Genomic DNA, 26,431 nt, shown 5'->3' on the forward strand with positions numbered 1-26,431 from the left:
ATCACTTCTTCCAGACGACGCGGTACGCAATGAGGGTGTCGCAGGCCAGCAGGGCGAACAGCAGCAGGCCCTGGAACACGCCGGTGATGGACTTGGGCAGGCCCAGGCGCGACTGCGCGAGCTCGCCGCCGATGTAGAACATGCTCATCAGGATGGCCGAGAACACGATGCCCACCGGGTGCAGGCGGCCGACGAAGGCCACGATGATGGCGGCGAAGCCGTAGCCCGCCGGCACATAGGGCGTGAGCTGGCCGATGGGCCCGGCCACCTCCAGCGCGCCCGCCAGCCCGGCCATGCCACCGGAAGTGAGCAGCGCGATCCACAGCGCCTTGCGCGAGGAGAAGCCCGCATAGCGCGCCGCCGCCGGCGCCAGACCGCCCACCTGCTGGGCAAAGCCCGAATAGGTGCGGAACAGGAACACCCACACCGCCGCGACACCCGCCAGCGCCAGCAGCAGGCCGATGTTCAGGCGCGAACCCTGCACCAGCCTGGGAATCTGCGTGACCGACTCGAAGGTCTTGGTCTGCGGGAAGTTGTAGCCCATAGGGTCTTTCCAGGGGCCATAGACCAGGTAGTTGAGCACCTGCACCGCCACGTAGACCAGCATCAGACTGACCAGGATTTCGTTGGCATTGAAGCGGTCGCGCAGCAGCGCCGTGATGCCGGCCCAGAGCATGCCGCCCAGCACACCGGCCACGATGATGGCCGGCACGATCCAGGCGCCCGTTTCCCCGGTGGCGGTGAGCGCCACGCCGGACGCGAAGATGGCGCCGATGAGGTACTGGCCTTCGGCGCCGATGTTCCAGACGTTGGAGCGGAAACACACCGCCAACCCCAGCGCGATGATCAGCAGCGGCGCGGCCTTGACCATCAGCTCGGACAGCGCGTAGGTGCTTTTGACCGGCTCCCAGAAGAACACCTGCAGGCCGCGCACAGGGTCCTTGCCCAGGGCGGCGAACAGGATCACGCCGATGACCACGGTGATGGCCAGCGCCAGCAGCGGCGAGGCATAACCCCAGCGCGCCGACGGCTGGGGACGGACTTCAAGCCGCAGCATGGGCGGACTCCTTGTTCTTGTGGTGGTGTGCGGCGTCGTCCCACAGGCCCGACATCCATTCGCCGATGCGCTCGACGGTGGCGTCGGCGCGGTCGATGCTGGGAGAGAGCCGCCCCTTGGCGATCACGTGCAGGCGGTCGCTGATTTCGAACAGCTCGTCCAGCTCCTCGCTGACCACCAGCACCGCGCAGCCTGCGTCGCGCAGCCTGAGGATCTCCCCGCGGATCTGCGCCGAGGCGCCCACGTCCACGCCCCACGTGGGCTGGCTGACGATGAGCAGCTTCGGCTGGGCCTCGATCTCGCGGCCGACGATGAACTTCTGCAGGTTGCCGCCCGAGAGCGACTTGGCCGCGGCACCCGGCCCGTTGGCCTTGACCTTGTAGCGCGCGATGATGTCTTCGGCCTGGGCCTTGAGTGCGCCCAGCTTCAGCCAGCCGCCCGCGCCCACCGCGTCGCGGCGCGAGAGCAGCAGGTTCTGCGCCAGCGACAGCGTGGGCACCGCGCCACGGCCCAGGCGCTCTTCGGGCACGAAGTGCAGGCCCAGGGCGCGCCGGCGGCCCGGCGGCAGCCGCGAGGCGTCCTGCCCCAGCACGCTGATGCTGCCGGCCGGCGCGCGCCGGTCCTCGCCCGACAGCGCAACGAGGAGCTCGCCCTGGCCATTGCCCGACACGCCGGCGATGCCCACCACCTCGCCCGCGCGCACGGTCAGTGCGATGTTGGCCAGGTCGGTGCCGAAGGGGTCTTCGCTGGCCAGCGTGAGGTTCTGCACCTGCAGCACCGCAGCGCCGGCGTTGAGCGCGCGGGCCTCCAGCGCGGGCGGCTCGGCGCCGATCATCAGGCGCGAGAGCGAGGCGTTGCTTTCGTTCTGCGGGTTGCACACGCCCGTGACCTGGCCGCCACGCAGCACCGTGCAGGCGGTGCACAACTCGCGGATCTCGTGCAGCTTGTGGCTGATGTAGAGAATGGAGCAGCCTTCGGACGCCAGTTTTTTGAGCACCACGAAGAGCTTTTCCACCGCCTGCGGCGTCAGCACCGAGGTGGGTTCGTCCAGGATCAGCAGCTGCGGGCCGGTCAGCAGGGCGCGGATGATTTCCACCCGCTGCATCTCGCCCACGCTGAGTGTGTGCACCGGGCGCTTGGGGTCGATGTCCAGGCCGTATTCGGCGGCCGTGGCGTCGATGCTGGCCGTCACCTCGTTGAGCGTGAGCGCCTTGTCCAGGCCCAGCCAGACATTCTCGGCGACGGTGAGGGTGTCGAACAGGCTGAAATGCTGGAACACCATGCTGATGCCCAGCGCCCGCGCTTCCTGCGGGTTGCGGATGTGCACCGGCTGGCCGTTGAACATCACTGCGCCCTCGTCGGGTTTGACCGAGCCGTAGATGATCTTCATCAGCGTGGACTTGCCGGCGCCGTTCTCGCCCAGCACGGCGTGCACCTCGCCGGGGGCGACAGAGAGCGACACATTGCTGTTGGCGACCACGCCAGGGTAGCGCTTGGTGATGCCGGTCAGCTGCAGTCGGGGGGTCGTCAAGGCGATCTCCTTCTCGTTGTGGTGGGGGGTCTCAGGCCGCGGCGGCCTCGGGTTCGGCGCGGCGCAGCGAGGCCGCCACGGTCTTGATCTGCTCGCGCAGCCAGCGGCCCGCGCTGGAGGCGTGGGTGCGCTCGTGCCAGAGCTGGTAGTACATCATTCGCGGGAACTCCACCGGACAGGGCAGCACCTGCACCGGCAGCGCACCGACGTAGCGCTCGGCGTACTGGCGGCCGGTGGTCAGCACCAGCAGGGTGCCCGCCACCATGGCCGGAATCAGGCCGAAGTGCGGGCAGCGCGCGGTGATGTTGCGCACCAGACCCTGGCTGGCCAGGTGTTCGTCGATGAAGCCGCGCGCGCCGGGGTGGGTGGGCGTGGGGGCGATGTGTTCGGCCGCCAGCCAGGCCTCGGTGTCCCAGCCGCGGCGCGCGGCCGGATGGTGGCTGGCCACCAGGCAGACCACCTCGTCGCCGAACAGGCGGCCCAGGTGCAGCTCCTGCGGCGGCTTGGGCCAGTTGCCGATCACCACGTCGTAGTGGCCCTGGGCCAGGTGGGCGCGGTAGTCGGCGTCGGCCGACAGCGGGTGGATATCGATGCCGCAGTTCGGTGCCGAGGTCTTGACCTGCGTCACCAGCTGGGGCAGGAACAGCGGGTCCAGGTAATCGCTGGCGGCCAGGCTGAAGGTCTGGCGCGCGGTGGCCGGGTCGAAGGCGCGGGCGTCGGAGAACAGCATCTCGGCGCTGCGCAGGATCTCGGCCGCGGGTTCGATCATGCGCAGCCCCGCCACGGTGGGCACCATGCTGGCGCCCGAGCGCACCAGAAGGGGGTCTCCCGCCAGTTCGCGCAGGCGCTTGAGCGAGGCGCTGACCGCCGGCTGGTACATGCCCAGCCGCAGCGCCGCCCGCGACACGCTGCGTTCCGTCAGGACGGTGTGCAGCACGCGGATCAGGTGCAGGTCAATCTTGTCGAACATGGAGACGTATTTCATACCTGGAGCTCATGCGCGCGGATGGAGGTTCCGGCATTCTCGCCATACGCCTGAGCATATGTTGTGCCACGGCCCCCGGCGCTATGCTGGCCCGCATGAATGCAAAAAAACCCGGGCAAACCCTGAGATTCCTGCGCCGCGGCGCCCCCGTGACCCTGCCGGACGTGCCTTCAGACCGCACCCTGCTGGAGGTGCTGCGCGAAGACCTGCACCTGAGCGCCACCAAGGAAGGCTGCGGCGAAGGCGACTGCGGCGCCTGTACGGTGGTGCTGGGCGAGGCGGTGAACGGCCGCCTCACCTACAAGGCCATCAACAGCTGCATCCGGCTCGCGCACTCGGTGGACGGCATGGCGGTGTTCACGGCCGAAGACATCAGCGCCCCCTCCGGCGAGCTGCATCCCGCCCAGGAGGCGATGGTGCAGTGCCACGGATCGCAATGTGGCTTCTGCACGCCGGGCTTCGTGATGAGCCTGTTCGGCATGTACCAGAACGCGAAGGATGGAAAGGGCATCACCCGCGAACTGGCGCAGGCCGACCTCTCGGGCAACCTCTGCCGCTGCACGGGCTACCGGCCCATCCTGGACGCCGCGCAGCAGATGGGCGCCCTGCCCCTGCCCGCCGGCTGTGGGGTGGACGAGGCTGCCACGGTGACCGCGCTGCATGAACTGAAAAAGAAGCCCGCAGCGGACACCCCCTACCTGCGCCCCACCACGCTGTCCGCCCTGCTGCAGGCCCGCGCGGCGCACCCGCAGGCCCAGGTCGTGGCCGGCACCACCGACGTCGGACTATGGGTCACCAAGATGCACAAGCACTTTCCGCAGGTGCTGGACGTGACCGCCGCGCGCGAGCTGCAGCGCGTGGAAAGCTACCCGCACCACATCGCCATCGGTGCAGCGGTGACGCTGACCGAGGCCTTCGCAGCGCTGGTCAAGGAACGCCCCCAGCTGGTGAATTTCAGCCAGCGATTCGCCGGACTGCCGGTGCGCAACTCGGGCACGCTGGGCGGCAACGTGGCCAACGGATCACCTATCGGCGATTCCATGCCGCTGCTGATCGCGCTGGGTGCCAGCGTGGTGCTGATGCGCTGGAAGAAAAGCAGGGCCGGCGGCGAGATCGCCCACCGCGAACTGCGACTGGAAGACCTCTACACCGGCTACCGCACCAACGTCATGCGGCCGGACGAGCTGCTGTGCTGGATCAAGGTGCCGCAGCCGACCGGGCACGCGCTGGAAAAGGTCTACAAGATCAGCAAGCGCTTTGACGACGACATTTCGGCGGTGTGTCTCGCCATCCAGATGACGGTGAAAGGCGGTGTGGTGCAGCAGATTTCCATCGGCGCCGGCGGCGTGGCCGCCACGCCCGCCCGCGCACGCCAGACCGAAGCCGCCCTGCTCGGCCAGGCCTGGAACGAGGACACGGTGATGGCCGCCACCGCTGCGCTGCGTGCCGAGTTCCAGCCCATCAGCGACATGCGTGCCAGCGCCGGCTACCGCCAGACCGTGCTGGGCAACCTGCTGCGCCGCTTCTGGCTGGAAAGCCAGGGGCAGCAGGCCATCAACCTGGAAAGCCTCAAGACCCTGGAGGCCCTGTCATGAACGCACCGGATCTCAAACTCGTGGTGGACAACACACCTGCAGCCACCGCGGCCGGCGTCTCGCGCTTCCACGAGAGCGCGAGGGCCCAGGTGGCCGGCGCCGCCACCTACATCGACGACATCCCCGAGGTGCGTGGCACCCTGCACGCGGCACCGGTGTGCTCGCCGGTGGCGCACGGGGTACTCAGGGGCATCGATGCCAGCGCCGCCCTGGCCGTGCCCGGTGTGCACGCCTTCATCGGCCCGGACGACATCCCAGGCGACAAGGTCCTTGCCGCCTTCGCGCACGACGAGCCCGTCTTCGCCCAGGGCACGGTGCAGTTCCTCGGCCAGGTCGGCGGCCTGATCGTGGCCGACGACGTGATGACCGCCCGCCGCGCGGCCCGGCTGGTGAAGTGGGACATCGAGGCACTGGAGCCGGTGCTCACGCCGCAGCAGGCCCATGCAAAACAGAGCTACGTGCTGCCACCCGTCCATGTGACCCGCGGCGACGCAGCCTCCGCGCTGCAGCGCGCGCCGCACACGCTCGAAGGAGCGTTCGAGGTCGGCGGGCAGGAACATTTCTATCTGGAAGGCCAGATCGCCTACGTGCTGCCGCTGGAGCAGCAGCAGTGGTGGGTCTGGAGCAGCACGCAACACCCGGGCGAGGTGCAGCACTGGGTCTCGCACGCGCTGGGCCTGGCCAACCACGCGGTCACGGTGGAATGCCGGCGCATGGGCGGCGGCTTCGGCGGCAAGGAAACCCAGGCCGGGCATCTGGCGGTCTGGGCCGCGGTCGCGGCCAACAAACTGCGCCGGCCGGTCAAGCTGCGGCTGGACCGCGACGACGACTTCATGGTCACCGGCAAGCGCCATCCGTTCGCGTACACCTACCGCGTCGGCTTCGACGACCGCGGGCGCCTGTGCGGGCTGGAACTGGACATGCTGGCCAACTGCGGCTTTTCCGCCGACCTCTCGGGCCCGGTGGCGGACCGCGCCATCTTCCACGCCGACAACGCCTACTTCCTCGAAGACGTCGCCATCCATTCCTACCGCTGCAAGACCAACACGCAGAGCCACACCGCCTACCGCGGATTCGGCGGGCCGCAGGGCGTGGTCGTCATCGAACGCATCATGGGCGACATCGCTCGCCATCTCGGCATCGACGCGCTCGACGTGCGGCTGGCCAACCTGTACGGCATCGAGGACCGCAACGTCACCCACTACCAGATGGCGGTGGAGGACAACATCCTCGAACCGCTGATGACGCAGCTGGCGCGCACCAGCGGCTACCGCGAGCGCGCCGAGCAGATCGCGCAGTGGAACGCCGGCAGCCCCGTCATCAAGCGCGGCATCGCGCTCACGCCGGTCAAGTTCGGTATCAGCTTCACCGCCACGCTGTTCAACCAGGCGGGTGCGCTGGTGCATGTGTACACCGACGGCAGCGTGCAGGTGAACCACGGCGGCACCGAAATGGGCCAGGGCCTGAACACCAAGGTCGCGGCCATCGTGGCCGACGAACTGGGCGTGCCGTTCGAGCGCGTGCTCTCCACCGCCAGCGACACCAGCAAGGTGCCCAACGCCAGCGCCACCGCCGCCAGCAGCGGCACCGATCTGAACGGCCGCGCGGCCCAGTTCGCCGCGCGCCAGGTGCGCCAGAACCTCGCGGCCTTCGTCGCCGGGCAGGATGGCGTGGGCGCGGGTGCGGTGCGTTTTGAAGGTGGGCAGGTCGTCACCGAGAAGACCACGCGCACCTGGGAGTCGGTGGTGGGTGCGGCTTATGCCAACCGCATCCAGCTCTGGAGCGACGGCTTCTACCGCACGCCCAAGATCCACTACGACAAGGTCACCATGCTGGGCCGGCCGTTCTACTACTTCGCCTATGGCGCGGCGGTGACCGAGGTCGCCATCGACACGCTGACCGGCGAGAGCCGCGTGCTCAAGGTGGACATCCTGCACGACGTGGGCCGCAGCATCAACCCGGCCATCGACATCGGCCAGATCGAGGGCGGTTTCGTGCAGGGCATGGGCTGGCTCACCACCGAGCAACTGGTGTGGAATGGCAAGGGCTACCTGCAGACCCATGCGCCCAGCACCTACAAGATCCCGGCCACGGGCGACATCCCGGCCCACTTCAAGGTCGATCTCTGGCCCGAGCCCAACCGCGAGGACAACGTGCACGGCAGCAAGGCCGTGGGCGAGCCGCCGTTCATGCTGGCCATCAGCGTGTTCGAGGCGCTGCGCGACGCGGTGGCCCAGGCCGGCGGGCGGCCCGAGGCCATGAACGCGCCGGCCACGGCCGAAGAGGTGCTCAACAGCCTGGCCTGAGCACGCCGCCCGGGCGCGGTGCCGGCTCACTGCATGCGGTGCCGCCGCAGCGACGCCGCCGGCGCTTCGTTGAAGCGCTGGCGGAACAGCCGGGCAAAGTGACCAAGGTGGCTGAAGCCCCAGTCCGCCGCAACCGACTGCACCGTGGCGCCGGGCGGCGCGAGCAACAGCTCGGCCCGCACACCCTGCAGGCGCTGCTCACGCAGCGCCTCCATGGGCGTGCAGCCCCGGTACTCGCGGAAGGCCTGGCTCAGCGATCGCACGCTGACGCCGGACGCCGCGGCCAGCTCCCCCAGGGTGGGCGCGTGCCGCGCGTGTTCGCGGATGTGCCGCTCAGCGGCCAGCACATGCCGCGGCGCCAGCCGGTACTCGTTCTGCGCGGGAGGCCGGTCCAGGTGCACCCGCCACTGCGTGAGCAGGTGCACACCGATCGTCTCCTCCAGATGCCGCCCCAGGGGGCCGTCCTGCACCGCCTCGGGCATGTGCGTGACGCACTGGCAGACGTAGTTCAGCAGACCGATCCATGGGGAGCCCGCCCCGCCCAGGCGGAAGCTCCGCCGCCACAGGCGTTCGTCGGCCGGACCGCCGAACCAGCGCTGGTGCAGGCGGGCCAGTGCGTCGTGCTCGAAGGTCAGGTTCACCTGCAGGTGGTGGTGATCGAAGTCGACCCAGTAGTGCGTGCGCGAGTTGTCCACCACAAAGGCATCGCCCACCCCCGTGTCGCTGAAGGCACGCGCACCGCTCCAGTGGCGCGCCGACCCGCGCAGCGTGGTCAGCACCATGCCGGTGCCGGCCTCGGGTGAAAAGTCCTTGATGTTCACCGGGATGCCGTACTTGAAGCGGCTGAGGGTGAAGTGCCCGATCCGGGTCGCATCCAGCACCGAGTCCGGGCGGCGGGCCTTGCCCACCGGTGTGACGGTGTAGGGCATGTACACCCGGTCCGACCACTGGCGGATGTCGTCCCACTCGCTGGACGCCACCAGGCGGTGGCGCGTGCTCGGGCGCCCATGGGCGTCGTGGACCAGCACATCGCGGATCGCGTCCATGGGGGTGTCTCCTTTGCCGCGGCTTTGCGCCGGATCAGCGGTGATGGTAGACCGCGGTCTCGAACTCCACAAACCCGGGGTAGGACGCGCTGTCCTGGAACGGCAGGATCTGGGTGCCCCAGTAGCCGCCGATGCCGTTGCGCCGGTCGATCCAGTAATAGCAGTTGGCCAGCCCCGCCCACATGGCCGACCCGGCGGGCCGTCCGCTCGGCGTGTCCTCCCGGTTGAGCATGAAGGTGTGGCCCCAGCCCTTGCCGGTGCCGGGGAAGAACTCGCCCGTGTTGCTGAGCGAGGGAATGGCCGTGGTCCAGCCGCCCGCCGACAGGCCCATGGCGGCCAGGCCGTCCTGGCACATGGCGGCGACGGTCTCCGGCCGCAGCACGCGGCCGTGCGGACCCGCGCCGTCGTTGAGCAGCATGCGGATGAACTTCATGTACTCGCCCACGGTGCCGTACAGGCCGTGCCCGCCGCAGTCCATCACGGCCGGCTGCGGCAGGGCCAGCTCGGGCAGCGGCGTGAGCCGGCCGTCGGCGGCGCGGTCGTGGATGGTCGCGCGGCGCTGGGCCATGGACTCGTTCATCGTGAAGGCGATGTCCTGCATGCCCAGCGGCTCGAACACGCGCTCACGCATCACCTCGCCCAGGCGCCGGCCGCGCAGGTTTTCGATCACCAGCCCCACCCAGTCGATGTTCACCCCGTAGGTCCAGGCCTCCCCCGGGTCGTGCAGCAGCACGGTGCGGATCGACGGCAGCGCGCTCGACACCACCGTGGGGATGCCCCGGGCCGTGCGGAACTTCAGGTCGGCGTCGCTGAAGAACTCGTAGCCCAGGCCCGAGGTGTGCAGCATCAGGTCGTTGAGAGTGACGCGGCGCTTGGGCGGGCGCGTGCGGGGCTGGCCGTCGGAGCCGAAGCCCTCCAGCACCTGCAGTTCGTCGATCTCCGGCACATAGCGGCCCGCCGGATCGTCCAGGCGCAACCGGCCCTCTTCCACCAGCTGCATCAGGCACACACCGGCCAGCGCCTTGGTGGTGGAGAACAGGGCCAGCACCGTGTCGGTGGTCATGGCCCCGTCCTTGCCCAGCTCGCGCACGCCGGCGGCGCCTTCGTAGAAGTTGTGCTCGCGGCCGGTGGCCATGGCCACCACCCCGGGGGAGCCCCCGTGGCGGCCCACGTTCTGCTCCAGCACCGCGTCCAGCGCGGCCTTCATCCTGTTCGTCGTCATCTCGGTCTCCATTGCGCGGCTGTTCGGACCACCCGCGCCGGGCCGCGGCTCACCGGTCGGCGGGTGAGGGCCAGTCTAGGAAGCCGCGCGGCTCCCGCCAGTCCCGATCTGGCAGCGGCCTGTCCGGATCTGGCGAATTGCCACGCGTGGGAGGCACCCCCACCGTTTGACCCGTTTTGGGTCCAACTTCGATCTTGTCGGGTCAAATTCGACCCCCTAGCATCCTTCCCCAGTGCCACCCAACGACGGCGGCGCGCAGAAGGAGACAGCCCGTGATCTGGAAAGAACTGAAAAGCGGTGAACGCACCGTGCTGGACCATGTGTTCTGGTCCAGCGGGATCTCGCGCGATGCGCTCGCGACGGCGTCCTCGTTCTCCAAGACCCGCGCCAATGCAGCCGTGGCCGAACTGCTCGAACAGGGCCTGCTCGAACACACCGGCGAGCAGGTGGGGACCGGCGGCCGGCGCGCCGAGACGCTGCGCCTGAGCCGCAGCCTGGGCGTGCTGATCGGCGTGGCGGTGGGCGCCACCGGACTGGAGGTGGGTGTGCTCAGCCCGGACCTGGCCGTGATGGCCCATCACAGCGAGCCCGCCGACGTGCGCGACGGGCCGGTGCCCATCCTCTCGCGCATCCGTGCGCTCATGCGCGAGCTGCTCACGCAGTGCGGCCTGCAGGCACGCCAGGTCATCGCCATCGGCATCGGCCTGCCGGGTCCGGTGGACTTCGACAGCGGCCAGCTCGTGAACCCGCCGCTGATGCCGCAGTGGGACACCTACTCCATCCGGGACGACCTCGCCAGCGACTTCACCGCGCCGGTGTTCGTCGACAACGACGTCAACGTGATGGCGCTCGGTGAGCTCTGGCGCATGCAGCGCGGGCTGCAGAACTTCCTGGTGGTGAAGGTGGGCACCGGCATCGGCTGCGGCGTGGTCTGCCACGGACAGGTCTACCGCGGCGCCAACGGCTCGGCCGGCGACGTGGGCCACATCTGCGTGGTACCCGATGGGCCGCGCTGCCACTGTGGCAACCTGGGCTGCGTGGAGGCCATGGCCGCCGGCCCGGCCATCGCGCGCATGGCGGCCGAAGCCGCCGAAGCCGGCCAGAGCCCGCTGCTCGCCCGACTGATCGCCGAGCGCGGCAGCCTGCGCCTGCAGGACGTGGCCGAGGCCAGCCGAGGCGGCGACCTGGCCGCCAACCAGGTGATCCAGCGCTCGGGCGCCTATGTGGGGCAGATGCTGGCCTCGGTGGTGAACTTCTTCAACCCCTCGCACGTGTTCATCGGCGGCGGCATCACGCGCGTGGGGCCGCTGTTCCTGGCCGCCGTGCGCCAGAGCGTCTACCACCGCTCGCTGGCGCTCTCGACGCGCCACCTGGAGATCCAGTACACGCCGCTGGGCGAGCGCGCCGGCCTCATCGGCGCGGGCGTGCTGGCCATGCAGGAGAGCCTGCGCCGCATGGAGGTGGCTGGATGACCGCGCCCGGCACCGGCGGTGTGCGCGTCGAGCTGCGCGGCATCGTCAAGCGTTTCGGCCCGGTGCAGGTGCTGCACGGCGTGGACCTGGCCTTCGAGCCCGGCCGCATCGTCGGCCTGCTGGGCGAGAACGGCGCGGGCAAGTCCACGCTGATGAAGATCCTCGCGGGCTACGAGTCACCCAGTGAAGGCGGCATCGTGGTCAACGGCCGCGCCGTGGCGTTCGACGGCCCGCGCGCGGCCGAGGCCGAAGGCATCGTGCTGATCCACCAGGAGTTCAACCTCGCCGAGGACCTGACGGTGGCGCAGAACATGTTCCTCGGCCACGAGATGCGCCGGGGCTGGTTCGTCGACGACGCGGCCATGCGGGGCATCGCGCGCAGCCTGCTCGACGACGTGGGCCTGGGCCAGGTGGACCCGGACACGCGCGTGCGCGACCTCATCGTGGCCGAGCGGCAGCTGGTCGAGATTGCCAAGGCACTCTCGCGCAAGGCGCGCGTGCTCGTCATGGACGAGCCCACCGCCACGCTGACGCCCGGCGAGACCGGGCGGCTGTTCGAACTGGTGGCACGGCTCCAGGCCGACGGCGTGACCATCGTCTTCATCTCGCACAAGCTCGACGAGGTCGAGCGCATCACCGAAGAGGTGGTGGTGATGCGCGACGGCCGCCTGGTGGCCCGCCGGCCCACGGCCTCGCTCACGCGGGCGCAGATGGCCAGCCTGATGGTGGGTCGCGAGCTGGAGGACCTCTACCCGCCGCGCCGGGAGGTGCCGGCCGACGCCCCGGTGCTGCTGTCGGTGCAGGACCTGAGCGTGCCCGGCTGGGCGCAGGACGTGAGCTTCGAGGTGCGGGCGGGCGAGGTGTTCGGCTTCGCCGGTCTGGTGGGCGCGGGCCGCACCGAGCTGTTCGAGGGCCTGCTGGGTCTGCGCGAGTGCCGCGCGCGCCACGCGACCGTGGCCGGCCGCCCGGGGCTGCCGCGCTCACCGCGCGCCGCGGCCGAGGCCGGCCTGACCTACCTCAGCGAAGACCGCAAGGGGCGCGGTCTGCATGTGCACTTCGGACTGCGCCAGAACCTCACGCTCATGGCCCTCGAACGCCACGCCCAGCCCTGGCTGGACCCGGCCAGCGAGCGCCAGGCACTGGAGCAGGCGGTGCGGGACTTCGGCATCCGCTGCGGCTCGACCGACGTGACCGCGGGCTCGCTCTCGGGCGGGAACCAGCAGAAGCTTGCGCTGGCCAAGGTGCTGCACCCCGGACCGCGCGTGGTGGTGCTGGACGAGCCCACGCGTGGCGTGGACATCGGCGCCAAGCGCGAGATCTACGCGCTCATCCGCCGCCTCGCCGACGAGGGCCGGGCCGTGGTGGTGATCTCGTCCGAACTCATGGAACTCATCGGCCTGTGCCACCGCGTCGCGGTGATGCGCGCGGGCCGCCTGCAGGCCACGCTGGTGGCCGCGCAACTCAACGAACAGGAGCTGATCGCCCATGCCACCGGAACACGCTGAAGCCCCGCGCACGACCACACCCTCCGCCGGGGCCGGCCGAGCGCTGCGCCTGCCCACGCTCGGCCCGTTGCTGGGCCTGGCCCTGCTGTGCATCGCCGGCACCCTGCTCAACGGCGAGTTCGCCACCGCGGACAACGCCATGAACGTGCTCACGCGCACCGCCTTCATCGGCATCATCGCGGTGGGCATGTGCTTCGTGATCATCTCGGGCGGCATCGACCTGTCGGTGGGCTCCATGGCCGCGCTGATCGCCGGCGTGACCATCCTGCTCATGAACAGGATCGCCCCGCTGGGCTGGCCGCCGGTGGCGGTGGTGATGGTGGGCATGGCCACCGCGGTGCTGCTCGGCGCGCTGTTCGGCCTGGCGCACGGCCTGCTCATCACGCGCGGGCGCATCGAGCCCTTCATCGTCACGCTGGGCACGCTGGGCATCTTCCGCGCCTACCTCACCTACTTCGCAGACGGCGGCGCGCTGGCGCTGGACGACACGCTGGCCGAGACCTACGGACCGGTCTACTACGGCAGCCTGCTGGGCATCCCGATCCCCGTGTGGGTGTTCGCGCTCGTGGCCGTCGGTGGCGCACTGCTGCTCAACCGCACGGCCTATGGCCGCTACGTGCAGGCCATCGGCTCCAACGAGCAGGTGGCGCGCTACGCCGCGGTGGACGTGGACCGCACCAAGGTGAGCACCTACACCCTGCTGGGCGTGTGCGTGGGCATCGCCACCCTGCTCTACGTGCCGCGCCTGGGCTCGGCCTCGCCCACCACCGGCCTGCTGTGGGAGCTCGAAGCCATCGCCGCCGTCATCGTCGGCGGCACCGCGCTGCGCGGTGGCGCCGGCAGCATCGGCGGCACCGTGGTGGGCGCCATCCTGCTCTCGGTCATCAGCAACATCCTCAACCTCACCAGCATCATCAGCGTCTACCTCAACGCGGCGGTGCAGGGTTTCGTGATCATCGCCGTCGCATTCATGCAGCGGCGGCGTCCCTAGGGCTCGACGAAGGAGCCCTCACTTTCCGTCCGTACCGACCTTCAAGGAGACAAGCATGAAGAACCGCATCCGCCTGCACGCCCTGGCCGCCGTGGCCGCCGCCGGCCTGGCCAGCCCGCTGCTGGCACAGGCCCAGAACAAGGTGAACCTGGGCGTGGCCATCCCGGCCGCCACCCACAGCTTCGCTGCCGGCCTGGTGTACTGGGCCAACGAGGCCAAGAAGGAACTTGAAAAGGACCCGAACATCAAGGTCACGATCAAGACCGCCAGCGGCGCGCCCGAGCAGGCCAACCAGCTGCAGGACCTAGTCACCGCCACCCGGATCGATTCGCTGGTGGTCCTGCCCTTCGAATCGGCCGCGCTCACGCGCCCGGTGCAGCAGGTGAAGGCCAAGGGGGTGTACGTGACCGTGGTCGACCGCGGCCTCACCGACACCAGCGCCCAGGACGCCTACGTGTCCGGTGACAACACCGCCTTCGGCAAGGTGCCGGCCGAGTACCTGGCCAAGGCGCTCAATGGCAAGGGCAACATCGTGGCGCTGCGCGGCATTCCGACCACCATCGACAACGAGCGCATGGACGCCTTCACCGCGGTGATGAAGAACCACCCCGGCATCAAGATCCTGGACGCCAAGCACGGCAACTGGAACCGCGACGACGCCTTCAAGGTGATGCAGGACTTCCTCACCCGCTTCAAGGCGATCGACGCCGTGTGGGCGGCCGACGACGACATGGCCTTCGGCGTGCTGCGCGCGATCGAGCAGGCCAAGCGCACCGACATCAAGATCGTCTTCGGCGGCGCCGGCGCCAAGTCCATGGTGAAGACGCTCATGGACGGCAGCAACCCGCTGATCCAGGCCAACGTGTCGTACTCGCCGAAGTTCCTCTACGACGCGATCAAGATGACCGCGCTGGCGCGCCAGAAGGGCGAGAAGCTGCCGGCCACGACCATCGTTCCTTCGGTGTTGATCACCAAGCAGAACGCCAAGGACTTCTACTTCCCCGACAGCCCGTTCTGAGCCCGCGACCGCCAGGAGGATCTGCATGAAAACCATTCAAGGCCCCGGAATCTTCCTGGCCCAGTTCATCGGCCCGGCCACGCCCTTCAACACTCTGGAGGGCCTGGCTGGCTGGGCCACCTCGCTGGGCTACAAGGGGCTGCAGATCCCGACCAGCGACCCGGCCATCTTCGATCTGGAACGCGCCGCGGAAAGCGACGCGTACTGCGACGAGGTGACAGGCCTGCTGGCCGCACACGGCCTGCAGGTGACCGAACTCTCGACCCACCTGCAGGGCCAGCTGCTCTGCGTGCACCCGGCCTACGACCTGCAGTTCGACGCCTTCGCCGCGCCGCAGGTGCGCGGCAATCCGGCCGCCCGCACAGCGTGGGCGCACGAGCAGCTGCTGCTCGCGGCCAAGGCCTCAAAACGCCTGGGCCTGAAGGCCCACGCCTCGTTCTCGGGCGCGCTGGCCTGGCCCTACCTCTACCCCTGGCCGCAGCGCCCGCCCGGCCTGGTCGAGGCGGCGTTCGCCGAACTCGCGAAGCGCTGGCGACCCGTGCTCGACGCCTTCGATGCCGCGGGTGTGGACGTCTGCTACGAGCTGCACCCCGGCGAGGACCTGCACGACGGCGTGACCTTCGAGCGCTTCCTCGACGCCGTGGGCCAGCACCCGCGCGCCAACATCCTCTACGACCCCAGCCACTTCGTGCTGCAGCAGCTCGACTACCTGGCCTTCATCGACCACTACCACGAACGCATCCGCGCCTTCCACGTGAAAGACGCCGAGTTCCGGCCAAGCGGCAGGCAGGGCGTGTACGGCGGCTTCAGCGACTGGGTGGACCGTGCGGGCCGCTTCCGCTCGCTGGGCGACGGGCAGATCGATTTCAGGGCCATCTTCTCGAAGCTGGCGCAATACGACTACGCGGGCTGGGCGGTGCTGGAATGGGAGTGCTGCCTCAAGCACCCGGAAGACGGTGCGCGCGAAGGTGCGGCCTTCATCCGCGACCACATCATCCGCGTGGCCGACCGGGCCTTCGACGACTTCGCCGCGAGCGCCGGAGACCCCCGCACGCTCGCCACCCTGCTGGGCCTGCAACCATGAACGACCACGACACCGGCGACCGGTCCCGGCGCCGCATCCGCCTGGGCATGGTGGGGGGCGGCGAAGGCAGCTTCATCGGCGCCGCGCACCGCATCGCCGCACGGCTGGACGACCAGTTCGAGCTGGTGGCCGGCGCCCTGTCCTCCACCGCGGAGCGCGCGCACGCCAGCGCGGCGGCGCTGCACATCCCCCGCGAACGCAGCTACGCCGACTACGCCGAGATGGCGCGCGCCGAGGCGCAGCGCCCCGACGGGATCGACGCCGTGGCCATCGTCACCCCCAACCACCTGCACGTCCCGGTCGCGCTGGCCTTCGCCGAGCAGGGCATCCACGTCATCTGCGACAAGCCGCTGGCCACCTCCCTGGCGGAAGCACGGGCGCTGGCCGAGGCGGTGCGCCAACGCGGCCTGCTGTTCCTGCTGACGCACACCTACGCCGGCTACCCCATGGTGCGGCAGGCGCACGACCTGGTGGCCGCGGGCGAACTGGGCGAGCTGCTCATCGTGCAGGTGGAGTACGCGCAGGACTGGCTGGGCGAGCCGGCGGAGCAGCAGGGCAACAAGCAGGCCGAGTGGCGCGCCGACCCCCTGCGGGCCGGTCCCGCCGGTGCGCTGGGCGACATCGGCAGCCACGCCTACCACCTGGCGCGCTGCGTCAGCGGGCTGCGCGTCCACGAGCTGTCCGCCGAACTCACCCGGTTCGTTCCGGGCCGCGTGCTGGACGACCATGTGCAGGCCATGCTGCGCTTCGACGGCGGCGCACGGGGCATGCTCTGGGCCAGCCAGGTGGCCAGCGGTGCCAGCAATGCGCTGCGCCTGCGGGTGTACGGCACCCGCGCATCGCTGCACTTCGATCAGGAACAGCCCGAGCAGCTCTGGCTTGCGCCCCGGGGTGAGCCGGCCCGGCTGCTGCGCCGGGGCCTGCCACCGCAGGGCCCGGCCCATCGGGGCGACCAGCGGGTGCCCGCCGGGCACCCGGAGGGTTATCTCGAGGCCTTCGCCCAGCTGTACCGGGACTTCGCCCGCGCCTGGCGGGGCGAGCGCGACGCTGTGTTCCCCGGACTGGCTGACGGGCTGGAAGGCATGGCCTTCATCGAGGCGGTGCTCCGCAGCCACCAGCAGAACGCAGGCTGGGTCCGGATGGAGTGACTCAGGCTGTGCCGGGGCCGCCCTTGCCCAGGCCATGCTTGCGGATCTTGTCCACCAGCGTGGTCTTGGGCAGCCGCAGGGCCTTGGCGGTCTGGCCCACGTTGCCGCTGTGGCGCTCCAGCGCGTCGGCGATCAGGCTGCGCTCGAACTGGTCGACCGTCTCGGCCAGACCGGGCTCGCCGTCCGTCCCCGGCTCGCCCGACGGCGCCGCGTGCGGCGACACCCACTGCGGCCCCACACCCAGCACCAGCGCGTCGGCCACGTTGCGCAGCTCGCGCACATTGCCCGGCCAGTCGCGCGCCATCAGCTGGCGCAGTTGCGCGGGTGGCAGGCGCGGCTCGGGCCGGCCGTAGCGGCTGGCCGCCAGCAGCATGAAGTGCTCCAGCAGCATCGGGATGTCCTCGCGCCGCTCGCGCAGCGCCGGCAACTCGATGTTGACCACGTTGAGCCGGTAGACCAGGTCGGCGCGAAAGCTCCCCTGCTGCGCGCGCGCCAGCAGGTCGTCCTTGGTCGCGGCGACCACGCGCACGTCCACCGGGATGCTCTGGTTCGACCCCAGCCGCTCGATGCATCGCTCCTGCAGCACGCGCAGCAGCTTGACCTGCACGCCCATGGGCATGCTTTCCAGTTCGTCGAGGAACAGGGTGCCGCCGTTGGCGTGTTCGATGCGGCCGATCCGGCGCTTCTGCGCGCCGGTGAAGGCGCCCGGCTCGTGACCAAACAGCTCGCTGTCGAGCAGGCTGTCGGGCAGGCCGCCGCAGTTGAGCGCCACGTAAGGTGCGTTGCGGCGGCGCGAGTGGTCGTGCAGCGCGCGCGCCACCACCTCCTTGCCGGTGCCGGTCTCGCCACGGATCAGCACGTCCACCGGCGAGTCGGCGATTTCAGTGATCAGCTGGCGCACGCGGGCGATGGCCGGCGCGTGGCCGACCAGCTTGCCTTCGAGCCCTTCGCTGAGCGTGAGCGCGCGGCGCAGGTTCGCCACCTCCAGCGTCAGGCGGCGCTTGTCCAGCGCACGCTGCACCACCTCGACCAGCTGCTCGGGCGAGAACGGCTTGGGAATGAAGTCGTAGGCGCCGCTGCGCATCGCCTGCACCGCCAGGTTCACGTCGCCGTGGCCGGTGATCATGATGACCGGCAGGTCGGGGTCGAGGTCGTGCGCCTCGGCAATCAGCGACAGGCCGTCGGCGCCGGGCAGGCGCATGTCGGTCACGACCACACCGGCCATGCCGGGGCTCAGGTGCGGCAGCACCGCTTCGACCGAGTCGAAGGCGCGCACGGCGATGTCGGCCAGCTGCAGGGCCTGCACGCAGCCCAGCTGCAGGTCCGTGTCGTCCTCGACCAGGAACACGGTGAGGTTGCGGTTCATCGGGATGGGGTGTCTTTCGCGGATTCAGGGGCGGGGCCCACGGGCACCGTGAGCACGAAGCAGGCGCCACCCTCGGGGTGGTTGTGGGCCTGCAGGTCGCCCCCGAATTCTGCGGCAAGGTCGCGGCAGATCGCCAGGCCCAGGCCCAGGCCCGCGCCGCTGGGTTTGGTGGTGTAGAAAGGTTCGAACAGGCGCTGCTGGTCGGTTTCGCTCAGGCCCTTGCCGCTGTCGCGCACCGTCAGCGCCACCATGGCCACGCCCGCCGCCTCGCGGTGTTCGGCGCTCAGGGTGAGCACCCGCGGGTCGGCCTCGCGCATCGCGTCCAGCGCGTTGCCCACCAGGTTCACCAGCACCTGCTCCAGCCGGTTGGCGTCGCACCAGGCGGTCCACTGCCCGGGCGCGCAGCGGTTCTCCACCCGCACCCGGTCGTGGCGCACCCTCAGCTGGTAGAGGAACAGCGCCTGCTCGACCACCCGGCCCACATCGGTGGCGCCGGGCGAGGCGCTGGACTTGCGCGAGAAGCTCTTGAGCGGGTCGATGATGCGCGCCATCTGCTCCACCAGGCGCGCGACGATGGACAGGTTCTCCTGCGCGGCGGCGTGGTTGCCACGGCGCATGAACTCGGCCGCGTTGCCCGCCAGCGTGCGGATGCCGCCCAGCGGCTGGGTCAGCTCGTGGGTGATGCTGGCGGCCAGCTGGCCCAGCACGGCCATCTTGCCGGCGTGCACCAGTTCGTCCTGCGCCGACCGCAGGGTCTGCTCGGTCTGCTGACGCTCGGCAACCTCGCGGCGCAGCTGTTCGTTGGCGTCGGTCAGCTCCTGGGTGCGCAGGCCGACCTGGCGCTCCAGATCGGCGTTCACCTGCTCCAGCAGGCGCTTGGCGGCCAGCTTCTGGCGTTCGATGCGGCGGCGCTGGCTCCAGTAGAGCACCAGCAGGATCAGGAAAGCCGCGGTCATGGCGCCGCCCACCCCGTCCACCAGCGCCTGCTGGCGCACCGCCGACAGGCTGGTGAAGATCAGCACGCGCCAGTCCATGCCGTCGAGCGAACGACCCAGCACCAGATGCCCGGCCCGGTTGCTCCCGGCACCCAGCGCCTCGCGGTAGCGGGCCTCGTCGCCGGAGACGACACCCTGCACCTCCTGCGTGTCCTCGTCGACCGAGAGCAGCACGTCGATCGGGAACTGCGGAAGACGCAGCGCCCCATAGGTCTGCGTCAGCTGCAGGTCGACCCGCCGTTCGGCCGGGAGCGGCGCCATCGAGGTGTAGCGCCAGGCCGGCTGCGACGAGAGGATCACCACCTGGTTCGCATCGGCCACCAGGGCCGGCGCCGCCAGCATGGGCCAGGTCTGCTCCAGCGCGTCCAGGCCGATCTTGATGGCGGCCACGCCCAGCACGCGCGGGCCGTCGTAGATCGGGTGCGAGGCGAAGTAGCCCGCCTGGCCCCCGCTGCCGATGGCGAAGTGCCGGGTCGAGCGGCCGGCCAGCGCCTCCAGGTAGTAGGGCCGGTAGGACACGTCCTCGCCCATCAGGCTGTCGTCGCGCTCGGCCACGTTGCTCGACGCCAGCACCACGCCGCGCACATCGAGCACATACACGGCGACGCTGCCCAGGTGGGCGTTCAGACGGGCCAGGTAGTCGTTGGCCGCGCGCTCGCGGGCCGGGTCGGGGGCGCGCAGCAGCGCCAGCACCGCCGGGTTGAGCTGGATGGTGGCCGGCACCGGCTCCAGGCGCCGAACCCGGGCTTCCACCACGGTGGCGAACAGGTCCAGCCGGCTGTTGGTGGCGGCCTTGAGGCTGTGCTCCCCCTGGGCGTAGCTGTGCTGGTAGACCCCGGCACCGGTCAGCGCCACCAGGGCCGCACCCACCAGCAGGAGCAGCAGCCGCCGCGCCAGCCAGCCCACCCGTTCCGAGGTCGGGCGGACAGCCGCGGCAGCGCCAGCGGGCGCGTTGGCGGATGGGGGTGGCGCGGCCTGGGCGGGGTTCAATGCTGGAGGATCTTGGAGAGGAAGTCCTTCGCACGCGGCGAGCGGGCGTCGGGGTTGCCGAAGAACTCGTCCTTCTTGCAGTCCTCCACGATTTTGCCCGCGTCCATGAAGATCACGCGGTGGCTGACCTTCTTGGCAAAGCCCATTTCGTGCGTCACGCACATCATGGTCATGCCTTCGTTGGCCAGCTGCACCATCACGTCCAGCACCTCGCCGACCATCTCGGGGTCGAGTGCCGAGGTGGGTTCGTCGAACAGCATCACGATGGGGTCCATCGACAGCGCGCGCGCAATCGCCACGCGCTGCTGCTGCCCGCCCGAGAGCTGGCCGGGGAACTTGTCCTTGTGCGCCATCAGGCCCACGCGGTCCAGCATCTTCAGGCCGCGCGTGCGGGCGTCGTCGGGGTTGCGACCCAGCACCTTGATCTGCGCGATCGTCAGGTTCTCGGTCACCGACAGGTGCGGGAACAGCTCGAAGTGCTGGAACACCATGCCCACGCGGCTGCGCAGCTTGGGCAGGTTGGTTTTCGGGTCGGCGATGCTGGTGCCGTCCACCACGATGTCGCCCTTCTGGAAGGGCTCCAGCGCGTTGACGGTCTTGATCAGCGTGGACTTGCCCGAACCCGAGGGGCCGCAGACCACCACCACCTCACCCTTCTGGATGGCGGTGGTGCAGTCGGTCAGCACCTGGAAGCTGCCGTACCACTTGGAAACGTTCTTGATGTCGATCATGGTTCTTCTCCGGTCGCTCAGCGAATGATGGCGATCTTCTTCTGCAGGCGACGCACCAGCATCGACAGCGAGAAACAAATGAGGAAATAGACGACCGCGGCGACCAGGTAGGTCTCGACCGGGCGGTTGAAGTTCTTGCCCGCCACCTCGAAGCCCTTGAGCAGGTCGTAGGCGCCAATGGCGTAGACCAGACTGGTGTCCTGGAACAGGATGATGGTCTGGGTCAGCAGCACCGGCAGCATGTTGCGGAAGGCCTGGGGCAGCACGATCAGCTGCATGGTCTGGCCATACGTCATGCCCACCGCGTAGCCGGCGTTCACCTGGCCCTTGGGCACGCTCTGGATGCCCGCGCGCATGATCTCGGAATAGTAGGCCGCCTCGAACACGGTGAAGGTGATGATGGCCGAGAGCTCGGCGCCCATGGGCTGGCCGATCATCAGCGGGATCAGCAGGAAGAACCACAGGATCACCATCACCAGCGGGATGGAGCGCAGCGTGTTCACATAGAACGCGGCCGGCAGCACCAGCCACTTCTTGCCCGACAGGCGCATCAGCGCGAGCACCGTGCCCAGCGCGATGCCGCCGATCATGGCCACCAGGGTCAGCTGCACCGAGAAGACCAGCCCCTTGAGCACGAAGCTGGTGAGCACGTCCCAGCTGAGGAAGGAAAAATCGAGTTCCATGTCAGTGGCCTCCGATCATGCCGGGCACCTGCACCCGGTGTTCGATGAACAGGGCGATGCGGTTGATGGCGAAGGCGGAGATGAAGTACAGGCCGGTGACGGCCAGGTAGACCTCGATGCCGCGCGAGGTTTCTTCCTGCGCCTGCATGGCGAACATGGTCAGCTCGGCGATGGACACCGCAAACGCCACCGAGGAGTTCTTGATGATGTTCATGCTCTCGCTGGTCAGCGGCGGGATGACGATGCGAAAGGCCATCGGCAGCAGCACGTAGCGGTAGGTCTGGGGCAGCGTCAGGCCCATGGCCAGGCCGGCGTAGCGCTGGCCCTTGGGCAGGCTCTGGATGCCGGCGCGCACCTGCTCGGCGATGCGCGCCGAGGTGAAGAAGCCCAGGGCGAACACCACCAGGATGAAGCTGGGAAAGTTCTTGAGCGCCGGGATCAATGCGGGCAGCACGTGGTACCAGAGGAACACCTGCACCAGCAGCGGAATGTTGCGGAACAGTTCGGTCCACGCGTTGCCAATCGCGACCAGTGCCTTGCTGGGTGTGGTGCGGAAGATGCCCATGAGCGAGCCCACCACGAGCGCGACCACTAGCGCCAGCAGGGCGACGGAGAGCGTCCAGCCCCAGGCCGAGAGCAGCCAGTCCAGGTAGGTGATGTCGCCGCCGTCGCCAAAGCAGCGCGGCCGGACCTCACCGTCGATGGTGTCCTTGCAGAACACCTGCCAATCCCATGTAGCCATGGTGAATCCCCAGGTTCAACAGAAGAAAAAAAACAAACCCGACGCCGGAGAGTGACCGACCCGGCGCCGGGCCGCCCCAAGCCGGGTCAGCCCCCTCGGGGGGCAGCGACCCGCGCAGCGGCGGAGCGTGGGGGCCTTACTTCTTGGCGTAGTCTTCCATCGGCTTGTCGTTCGGGGCCGCCCAGGCCGCCTTGGTGGCTTCGGACAGCGGCAGGCCGATCTTGGCGTTGGCCGGCGGGATCGGCTGCATGAACCACTTGTCGTACAGCTTGGCCAGCGAGCCGTCCTTGATCTGGTTCTTGATGGAGTCGTCCACGGCCTTCTTGAAGGCGGCGTCGTCCTTGCGCAGCATGCAGGCGATGGGCTCGACCGACAGCACCTCGCCGACGATCTTGTAGTCGGCCGGGTTCTTGGACTTGGCGATGTTGGCGGCCAGGATGGAACCGTCCATCACGAAGGCGTCGGCGCGGCCCGATTCGAGCAGCAGGAAGCTGTCGGCGTGGTCCTTGCCGAACACCTCTTCGAAGTTCACGTTGGTGGCGCGCTCGTGCTTGCGCAGGGTCTGGACCGAGGTGGTGCCGGTGGTGGTGGCGACCTTCTTCCCGGACAGCTGGGCGATGGAGTTGATGCCGGAGTTGGCCTTGACGGCGATGCGCACTTCTTCCACGTAGGTGGTCACGGCGAAGGACACATCCTTCTGGCGCGTGGCGTTGTTGGTGGTGGAGCCACACTCGAGGTCGACGGTGCCGTTCTGCACCAGCGGGATGCGGTTCTGCGAAGTCACCGGCTGGTAGTTCACCGTCAGCTTGGCCAGGCCCAGCTGCTTCTGCAGGTCGGCGATCACGCGTTCGGCCATCTCGGTGTGGAAGCCCACGTACTTGCCGTTGCCGATGGTGTAGGACAGACCGGAGGACTCGCGCACACCCAGGGTGATGCTGCCGCTGTCCTTGATCTTCTTGAGCGTGTCGGCGGTCTGCGCCATCGCGGTGGAGGCGGCGAGCACGGCGGCCACGGCCAACAGGGTCTTTTTCATGGTTACTCCTTCGAGTGGGTTGGGGAAAATGAAACGGAAAACACCGCTGGAGGTCAGCCCGGCACCTGGTCGGTGGGGTACTTCCAGAAGTCCTTGAGCAGGTAGTTCATCGGCAGGTTGAGACTGCGGTTGGCCGGCGGGATGGCCTTGAGAAACCAGCGCTCGTAGACCGCGTGGGCCTCGCGCGTCTGGATCAGGCGCTTCATCTCGTCGTCGACCAGCTTCTTGAATTCGGCGTCGTCGCGCGAGAACATGATGGCCAGCGGTTCGATGGTCAGGAACTTGCCCACCACCTTGAACTTGGCCGGATCGGGCCGGCCGGCCACCAGGCCGTAGAGCAGCACGTCGTCCATCGCGAAACCGTCGGCCTCGGCAGCGGCCACCATGTCGACCGCGCGCGCATGGTCGGGCGCCTCCACCACGCGGATGCCCAGCTGGTACTCGTTGTTGGCCTGGGTCACCGCCTTGAGCGGCGTGGTGCCCTTGGTCGAGACCACCGTGCGGCCCTTGAAGTCGCGGATCACATCGACCGGGCTGTCGGCCCGCACCAGGTAGCGCGCCCCGGCGATGTAGTGCGGCACGGTGAAGGCCACCTTCTGGCGGCGCTCGGCGTTGTTGGTGGTGGAGCCGCACTCCAGGTCGGCCTTGCCCTCTTCGATCATGACGATGCGGTTGGCCGGCGTCACCATCACGAAGCGGGGCTTCAGATCGGGTGCCGCCAGCTGGCGTCGCAGCGCGTCCACCAGCTTCAGGCACAGGTCGACCGCGTAGCCCACCGGCTTGCCGTCCGGATCGACAAACGAGAACGGCACCGAGGACTCGCGGTGGGCGATCACCACCTGGCCGCCGGACTTGATGCGCTCGAGCACCGGGCCGGCCATCGACGGCTGGACCAGCGCGGCGGTCAGCAGGGCGAGCGCACAGCGGACGAAGGACCGGAGGTGTGGCATGGCAGTGCTCCTGGCAAGGTGGAGGAATGGACGGCTCAGCCCAGCGGCCGGTCGTTGGGCGACCGGTACAGCTCCAGCAGCGCCTCGGGCGCGGGCCAGTTGAGGTTGAGCCCCTTGGGCGGGATCGGCGACTGGAACCAGCGGCGGTAGATCTTCAGCGCCTCGCCCGACTGCATCAGCTCGGTCAGGCTGCGGTCCACCAGCGCCTTGAAGCGCGGGTCGTCCTTGCGCATCAGGCAGGCATAGACCTCGGCCGCCATCGGTTGGCCGACCACGCGCCAGTCACCGGGCTGGTCGGCCTTGGCGCGCAGGCCGTAGAGCATGGCCTCGTCCATCAGGAAGGCCGCGGCGCGCCCGTCCTGCACGCTGTTGAACCCGTCGCCGTGGTCCTTGACCTTGAGGATGTCGAAGCGGGTGCCAGTGGCCTCGGCGTGCAGCAGCAGCGAGCGTTCGCTGGTGGTGCCGGCGGTCACCGCGACGCGGCGGCCTTTGAGATCGGCCAGTTCCTCGATGCCCGAGCCCTGGCGCGTGAGCAGGCGCGAGCTGGTCAGGAAGATGGACACCGAGAACGCGGCCTGGCGCGCGCGCTCGCGGTTGTGGGTGGTGGAGCCGCACTCCAGATCAACCGAGCCGTTCTGGACCAGGGGGATGCGGTTCTGCGAGGTGACCGGCACCAGCTTGACCGCCAGTGCCGGCAGCTTGAGTTCACGGCGGATGCGTTCGACCACCGCCAGCATCAGGTCGTGCGAATAGCCCACCACCTGGCGTTTGCTGTCGTAGTACGAGAACGGCACCGACGACTCTCGGTGGCCCAGGCTGATGGTGGCCGTGCGCGAGATCTTCTCCAGCGTCGGCAGGCCGGACGACTCGGCCCTGGCCGACAGGGCCAGGGGCAGGAGCAGCAGGAAAGAGAGGTGGCGGAGGGGTTTCATGGGCGCAGTGTGCCGCCCATGGCGCAAGGGACGTGCCAGTCGGTGTTAACCCTCGGTTCTGCCCCTCCAGACCGGGTTTCGGGCCCTGAAACCAGCGCTCAGGCCTCCACCGCGAACGGAAATCCGACCGCCCTCCGCGGGCGGCGAACGGATTTCCGTCGCCCGATCCCTCAGGCCCAGTGCGCCTTGAAGTCCTGCGCGTACTGTTCGAAGCGGATCGGCGCCTTCCCGGTGATGCGCTGCACGCCGTCGGTGGTGCGCTCGGCAAAGCCGGCCTTGAAGGCGCCCAGGATCACCAGGAGGAACTCGGTGTAGTCCGCCGGCAGGCCCGCGCCCAGCAGGCCCTGGCGCATCGCGTCCTCGGGAATGTCGGTGTAGCCGATGGGTCGGCCCGCCGCCTGGGACAGGATGGCCGCCACCTGGGTGTGGTCCAGCGCCTCGCTGCCGGTCAGGTCGTGCGCGGCGTTGACGAAGTCGTCGGACGACAGCAGCCTGGCGGCCACGGCGGCGATGTCGCGCGTGTCGATGAAGCTGCCTTTGGCGGCGCCCACCGGCAGGAAGATCTGGCCCTGGGTCTGGATGCCGTGCAGCCAGAAGGTGTGGAAGTTCTGCATGAACCAGTTGGGGCGGATCACGTTCCAGGCCAGGCCCGAGCGCTCCAGGTGCAGCTCGGCGCGGCGCAGCGGGATGCTGTCGTCGGCGTTGGCGCCCATCGCGGAGAGCAGCAGCACCTTGCGCACGCCAGCGGCCTTGGCGGCGTCAATGGCGGGGATCAGCAGCTCGTGCTGGTTGGCGAAGCCGGGGGGGCACATCAGAAACAGCTGGTCGACGCCGGTCAGCGCAGCGGCCAAGCCTTCGCCAGTGGCGAGGTTGACCTGCACCTCACCGGCTTGGGAGGGGGTGCGGCTGGTGGCGCGGCGCACGGTCTGGCCCTGGGCCGACAGCAGGTCAACAAGGGCGGAACCGATCTGGCCGCTGGCGCCGGTCACGAGGGTGGTGGTCATCTGGAATCTCCTGTGGGTGTTGCGAAGGCCTCCAGTGTGTTCCCG

Annotated in this window: 22 protein-coding genes; 8 read left to right on the forward strand and 14 right to left on the reverse strand. The window is 69.2% G+C overall.

The features are described 5' to 3' along the window. Nucleotide 1 precedes the first annotated feature (1 nt). Genes RCO38_RS09920 through RCO38_RS09930 form a run of 3 tightly spaced genes read right to left on the reverse strand, consistent with a single transcriptional unit; the run spans nt 2 to nt 3,573 of the window. Nucleotides 2–1,057, reverse strand: coding sequence for an ABC transporter permease (locus RCO38_RS09920; RefSeq protein WP_308328151.1), 1,056 nt, complete (start codon nt 1,055–1,057; stop codon nt 2–4). Further along, complete coding sequence (locus tag RCO38_RS09925; RefSeq protein ID WP_308328152.1) at nt 1,044–2,588, reverse strand: ABC transporter ATP-binding protein; 1,545 nt, start codon at nt 2,586–2,588, stop codon at nt 1,044–1,046. The genes RCO38_RS09920 and RCO38_RS09925 overlap by 14 nt, the downstream gene beginning before the upstream one ends. 31 nt (nt 2,589–2,619) lie before the next feature. After that, nucleotides 2,620–3,573, reverse strand: a complete 954-nt coding sequence (locus tag RCO38_RS09930; protein ID WP_308328153.1) for a LysR family transcriptional regulator — start codon at nt 3,571–3,573, stop codon at nt 2,620–2,622. A gap of 83 nt (nt 3,574–3,656) precedes the next feature. On the opposite strand from RCO38_RS09930, the gene xdhA reads away from it, so the two are divergent. Both xdhA and xdhB read left to right on the forward strand, forming a co-directional pair. Beyond that, complete coding sequence (gene xdhA, locus RCO38_RS09935) at nt 3,657–5,168, forward strand: xanthine dehydrogenase small subunit (protein WP_374694532.1); 1,512 nt, start codon at nt 3,657–3,659, stop codon at nt 5,166–5,168. Continuing rightward, nucleotides 5,165–7,474, forward strand: a complete 2,310-nt coding sequence (gene xdhB, locus RCO38_RS09940) for a xanthine dehydrogenase molybdopterin binding subunit (RefSeq protein WP_308328155.1) — start codon at nt 5,165–5,167, stop codon at nt 7,472–7,474. Before xdhA ends, xdhB begins: the two co-directional genes overlap by 4 nt. Before the next feature lie 26 nt (nt 7,475–7,500). Here xdhB and RCO38_RS09945 read toward each other — a convergent pair whose 3' ends face one another. Together RCO38_RS09945 and RCO38_RS09950 are read right to left on the reverse strand one after the other, a co-directional pair. Continuing rightward, nucleotides 7,501–8,520, reverse strand: coding sequence for an AraC family transcriptional regulator (locus RCO38_RS09945; protein WP_308328156.1), 1,020 nt, complete (start codon nt 8,518–8,520; stop codon nt 7,501–7,503). A 34-nt stretch (nt 8,521–8,554) separates the two neighbouring features. After that, on the reverse strand, nt 8,555–9,742 hold the full coding sequence (locus tag RCO38_RS09950; RefSeq protein ID WP_308328157.1) for a serine hydrolase domain-containing protein: 1,188 nt from the start codon (nt 9,740–9,742) through the stop codon (nt 8,555–8,557). 272 nt (nt 9,743–10,014) lie between these two features. On the opposite strand from RCO38_RS09950, the gene RCO38_RS09955 reads away from it, so the two are divergent. Genes RCO38_RS09955 through RCO38_RS09980 form a run of 6 tightly spaced genes read left to right on the forward strand, consistent with a single transcriptional unit; the run spans nt 10,015 to nt 16,960 of the window. Beyond that, nucleotides 10,015–11,214 carry an ROK family protein gene (locus tag RCO38_RS09955; protein ID WP_308328158.1) on the forward strand — a complete coding sequence of 400 codons (1,200 nt, stop codon included), beginning with the start codon at nt 10,015–10,017 and terminating at the stop codon, nt 11,212–11,214. Continuing rightward, nucleotides 11,211–12,719 (forward strand): sugar ABC transporter ATP-binding protein, encoded by a 1,509-nt coding sequence (locus tag RCO38_RS09960; RefSeq protein ID WP_308328159.1) that lies wholly within the window; start codon nt 11,211–11,213, stop codon nt 12,717–12,719. The genes RCO38_RS09955 and RCO38_RS09960 overlap by 4 nt, the downstream gene beginning before the upstream one ends. Then, entirely contained in the window at nt 12,700–13,710 is a 1,011-nt protein-coding gene (locus RCO38_RS09965; RefSeq protein ID WP_308328160.1) for an ABC transporter permease, read from the forward strand. The genes RCO38_RS09960 and RCO38_RS09965 overlap by 20 nt, the downstream gene beginning before the upstream one ends. 55 nt (nt 13,711–13,765) lie before the next feature. Beyond that, complete coding sequence (locus RCO38_RS09970; RefSeq protein WP_308328161.1) at nt 13,766–14,728, forward strand: substrate-binding domain-containing protein; 963 nt, start codon at nt 13,766–13,768, stop codon at nt 14,726–14,728. Nucleotides 14,729–14,753: 25 nt separating this feature from the next. Beyond that, nucleotides 14,754–15,812: a sugar phosphate isomerase/epimerase family protein gene (locus RCO38_RS09975; protein WP_308328162.1), complete on the forward strand. Its 1,059-nt coding sequence runs from the start codon at nt 14,754–14,756 to the stop codon at nt 15,810–15,812. Further along, a complete protein-coding gene (locus tag RCO38_RS09980) occupies nt 15,809–16,960 on the forward strand; it encodes a Gfo/Idh/MocA family protein (RefSeq protein WP_308328163.1) in 1,152 nt (383 codons plus the stop codon). The genes RCO38_RS09975 and RCO38_RS09980 overlap by 4 nt, the downstream gene beginning before the upstream one ends. A gap of 1 nt (nt 16,961) precedes the next feature. On the opposite strand, the gene RCO38_RS09985 is transcribed toward RCO38_RS09980, so the two are convergent. From RCO38_RS09985 to RCO38_RS10025, 9 genes are all read right to left on the reverse strand, one after another. Continuing rightward, complete coding sequence (locus tag RCO38_RS09985) at nt 16,962–18,326, reverse strand: sigma-54-dependent transcriptional regulator (RefSeq protein WP_308328164.1); 1,365 nt, start codon at nt 18,324–18,326, stop codon at nt 16,962–16,964. Beyond that, the gene (locus RCO38_RS09990; RefSeq protein ID WP_308328165.1) at nt 18,323–20,311 is read right to left on the reverse strand and encodes an ATP-binding protein; all 1,989 of its coding nucleotides are present in this window, start codon (nt 20,309–20,311) and stop codon (nt 18,323–18,325) included. Before RCO38_RS09990 ends, RCO38_RS09985 begins: the two co-directional genes overlap by 4 nt. Beyond that, nucleotides 20,308–21,042 (reverse strand): amino acid ABC transporter ATP-binding protein, encoded by a 735-nt coding sequence (locus RCO38_RS09995; RefSeq protein ID WP_308328166.1) that lies wholly within the window; start codon nt 21,040–21,042, stop codon nt 20,308–20,310. The genes RCO38_RS09990 and RCO38_RS09995 overlap by 4 nt, the downstream gene beginning before the upstream one ends. Nucleotides 21,043–21,059: 17 nt before the next feature. Next, on the reverse strand, nt 21,060–21,725 hold the full coding sequence (locus RCO38_RS10000) for an amino acid ABC transporter permease (RefSeq protein WP_308328167.1): 666 nt from the start codon (nt 21,723–21,725) through the stop codon (nt 21,060–21,062). A gap of 1 nt (nt 21,726) precedes the next feature. Next, nucleotides 21,727–22,467: an amino acid ABC transporter permease gene (locus RCO38_RS10005; protein ID WP_308328168.1), complete on the reverse strand. Its 741-nt coding sequence runs from the start codon at nt 22,465–22,467 to the stop codon at nt 21,727–21,729. 136 nt (nt 22,468–22,603) lie between these two features. Then, the gene (locus tag RCO38_RS10010; protein WP_308328169.1) at nt 22,604–23,500 is read right to left on the reverse strand and encodes an amino acid ABC transporter substrate-binding protein; all 897 of its coding nucleotides are present in this window, start codon (nt 23,498–23,500) and stop codon (nt 22,604–22,606) included. Between the two features lie 53 nt (nt 23,501–23,553). After that, a complete protein-coding gene (locus RCO38_RS10015; protein ID WP_374694533.1) occupies nt 23,554–24,450 on the reverse strand; it encodes an amino acid ABC transporter substrate-binding protein in 897 nt (298 codons plus the stop codon). Nucleotides 24,451–24,485: 35 nt separating this feature from the next. Then, a complete protein-coding gene (locus tag RCO38_RS10020) occupies nt 24,486–25,382 on the reverse strand; it encodes a transporter substrate-binding domain-containing protein (RefSeq protein WP_308328171.1) in 897 nt (298 codons plus the stop codon). 170 nt (nt 25,383–25,552) lie between these two features. Further along, nucleotides 25,553–26,386 (reverse strand): SDR family oxidoreductase, encoded by an 834-nt coding sequence (locus RCO38_RS10025; RefSeq protein ID WP_308328172.1) that lies wholly within the window; start codon nt 26,384–26,386, stop codon nt 25,553–25,555. Nucleotides 26,387–26,431: the final 45 nt, after the last annotated feature.

The sequence above is a fragment of the Hydrogenophaga pseudoflava genome, assembly GCF_031020795.1.
Taxonomy (GTDB): domain Bacteria; phylum Pseudomonadota; class Gammaproteobacteria; order Burkholderiales; family Burkholderiaceae_C; genus Hydrogenophaga; species Hydrogenophaga pseudoflava_A.

Excerpts from the sequence above, each read along its gene's own strand:
- RCO38_RS09950 (WP_308328157.1), bottom strand. The coding sequence starts at position 9,742 with ATGACGACGAACAGGATGAAGGCCGCGCTGGACGCGGTGCTGGAGCAG.
- RCO38_RS10010 (WP_308328169.1), bottom strand. The coding sequence starts at position 23,500 with ATGAAAAAGACCCTGTTGGCCGTGGCCGCCGTGCTCGCCGCCTCCACC.
- RCO38_RS10015 (WP_374694533.1), bottom strand. The coding sequence starts at position 24,450 with ATGCCACACCTCCGGTCCTTCGTCCGCTGTGCGCTCGCCCTGCTGACC.
- RCO38_RS09985 (WP_308328164.1), bottom strand. The coding sequence starts at position 18,326 with ATGAACCGCAACCTCACCGTGTTCCTGGTCGAGGACGACACGGACCTG.
- RCO38_RS09920 (WP_308328151.1), bottom strand. The coding sequence starts at position 1,057 with ATGCTGCGGCTTGAAGTCCGTCCCCAGCCGTCGGCGCGCTGGGGTTAT.
- RCO38_RS09995 (WP_308328166.1), bottom strand. The coding sequence starts at position 21,042 with ATGATCGACATCAAGAACGTTTCCAAGTGGTACGGCAGCTTCCAGGTG.
- RCO38_RS09965 (WP_308328160.1), top strand. The coding sequence starts at position 12,700 with ATGCCACCGGAACACGCTGAAGCCCCGCGCACGACCACACCCTCCGCC.
- RCO38_RS10005 (WP_308328168.1), bottom strand. The coding sequence starts at position 22,467 with ATGGCTACATGGGATTGGCAGGTGTTCTGCAAGGACACCATCGACGGT.
- RCO38_RS10020 (WP_308328171.1), bottom strand. The coding sequence starts at position 25,382 with ATGAAACCCCTCCGCCACCTCTCTTTCCTGCTGCTCCTGCCCCTGGCC.
- RCO38_RS09970 (WP_308328161.1), top strand. The coding sequence starts at position 13,766 with ATGAAGAACCGCATCCGCCTGCACGCCCTGGCCGCCGTGGCCGCCGCC.
- RCO38_RS09930 (WP_308328153.1), bottom strand. The coding sequence starts at position 3,573 with ATGAAATACGTCTCCATGTTCGACAAGATTGACCTGCACCTGATCCGC.
- RCO38_RS09960 (WP_308328159.1), top strand. The coding sequence starts at position 11,211 with ATGACCGCGCCCGGCACCGGCGGTGTGCGCGTCGAGCTGCGCGGCATC.
- RCO38_RS10025 (WP_308328172.1), bottom strand. The coding sequence starts at position 26,386 with ATGACCACCACCCTCGTGACCGGCGCCAGCGGCCAGATCGGTTCCGCC.
- RCO38_RS10000 (WP_308328167.1), bottom strand. The coding sequence starts at position 21,725 with ATGGAACTCGATTTTTCCTTCCTCAGCTGGGACGTGCTCACCAGCTTC.
- RCO38_RS09980 (WP_308328163.1), top strand. The coding sequence starts at position 15,809 with ATGAACGACCACGACACCGGCGACCGGTCCCGGCGCCGCATCCGCCTG.
- RCO38_RS09975 (WP_308328162.1), top strand. The coding sequence starts at position 14,754 with ATGAAAACCATTCAAGGCCCCGGAATCTTCCTGGCCCAGTTCATCGGC.
- RCO38_RS09945 (WP_308328156.1), bottom strand. The coding sequence starts at position 8,520 with ATGGACGCGATCCGCGATGTGCTGGTCCACGACGCCCATGGGCGCCCG.
- xdhB (WP_308328155.1), top strand. The coding sequence starts at position 5,165 with ATGAACGCACCGGATCTCAAACTCGTGGTGGACAACACACCTGCAGCC.
- xdhA (WP_374694532.1), top strand. The coding sequence starts at position 3,657 with ATGCTGGCCCGCATGAATGCAAAAAAACCCGGGCAAACCCTGAGATTC.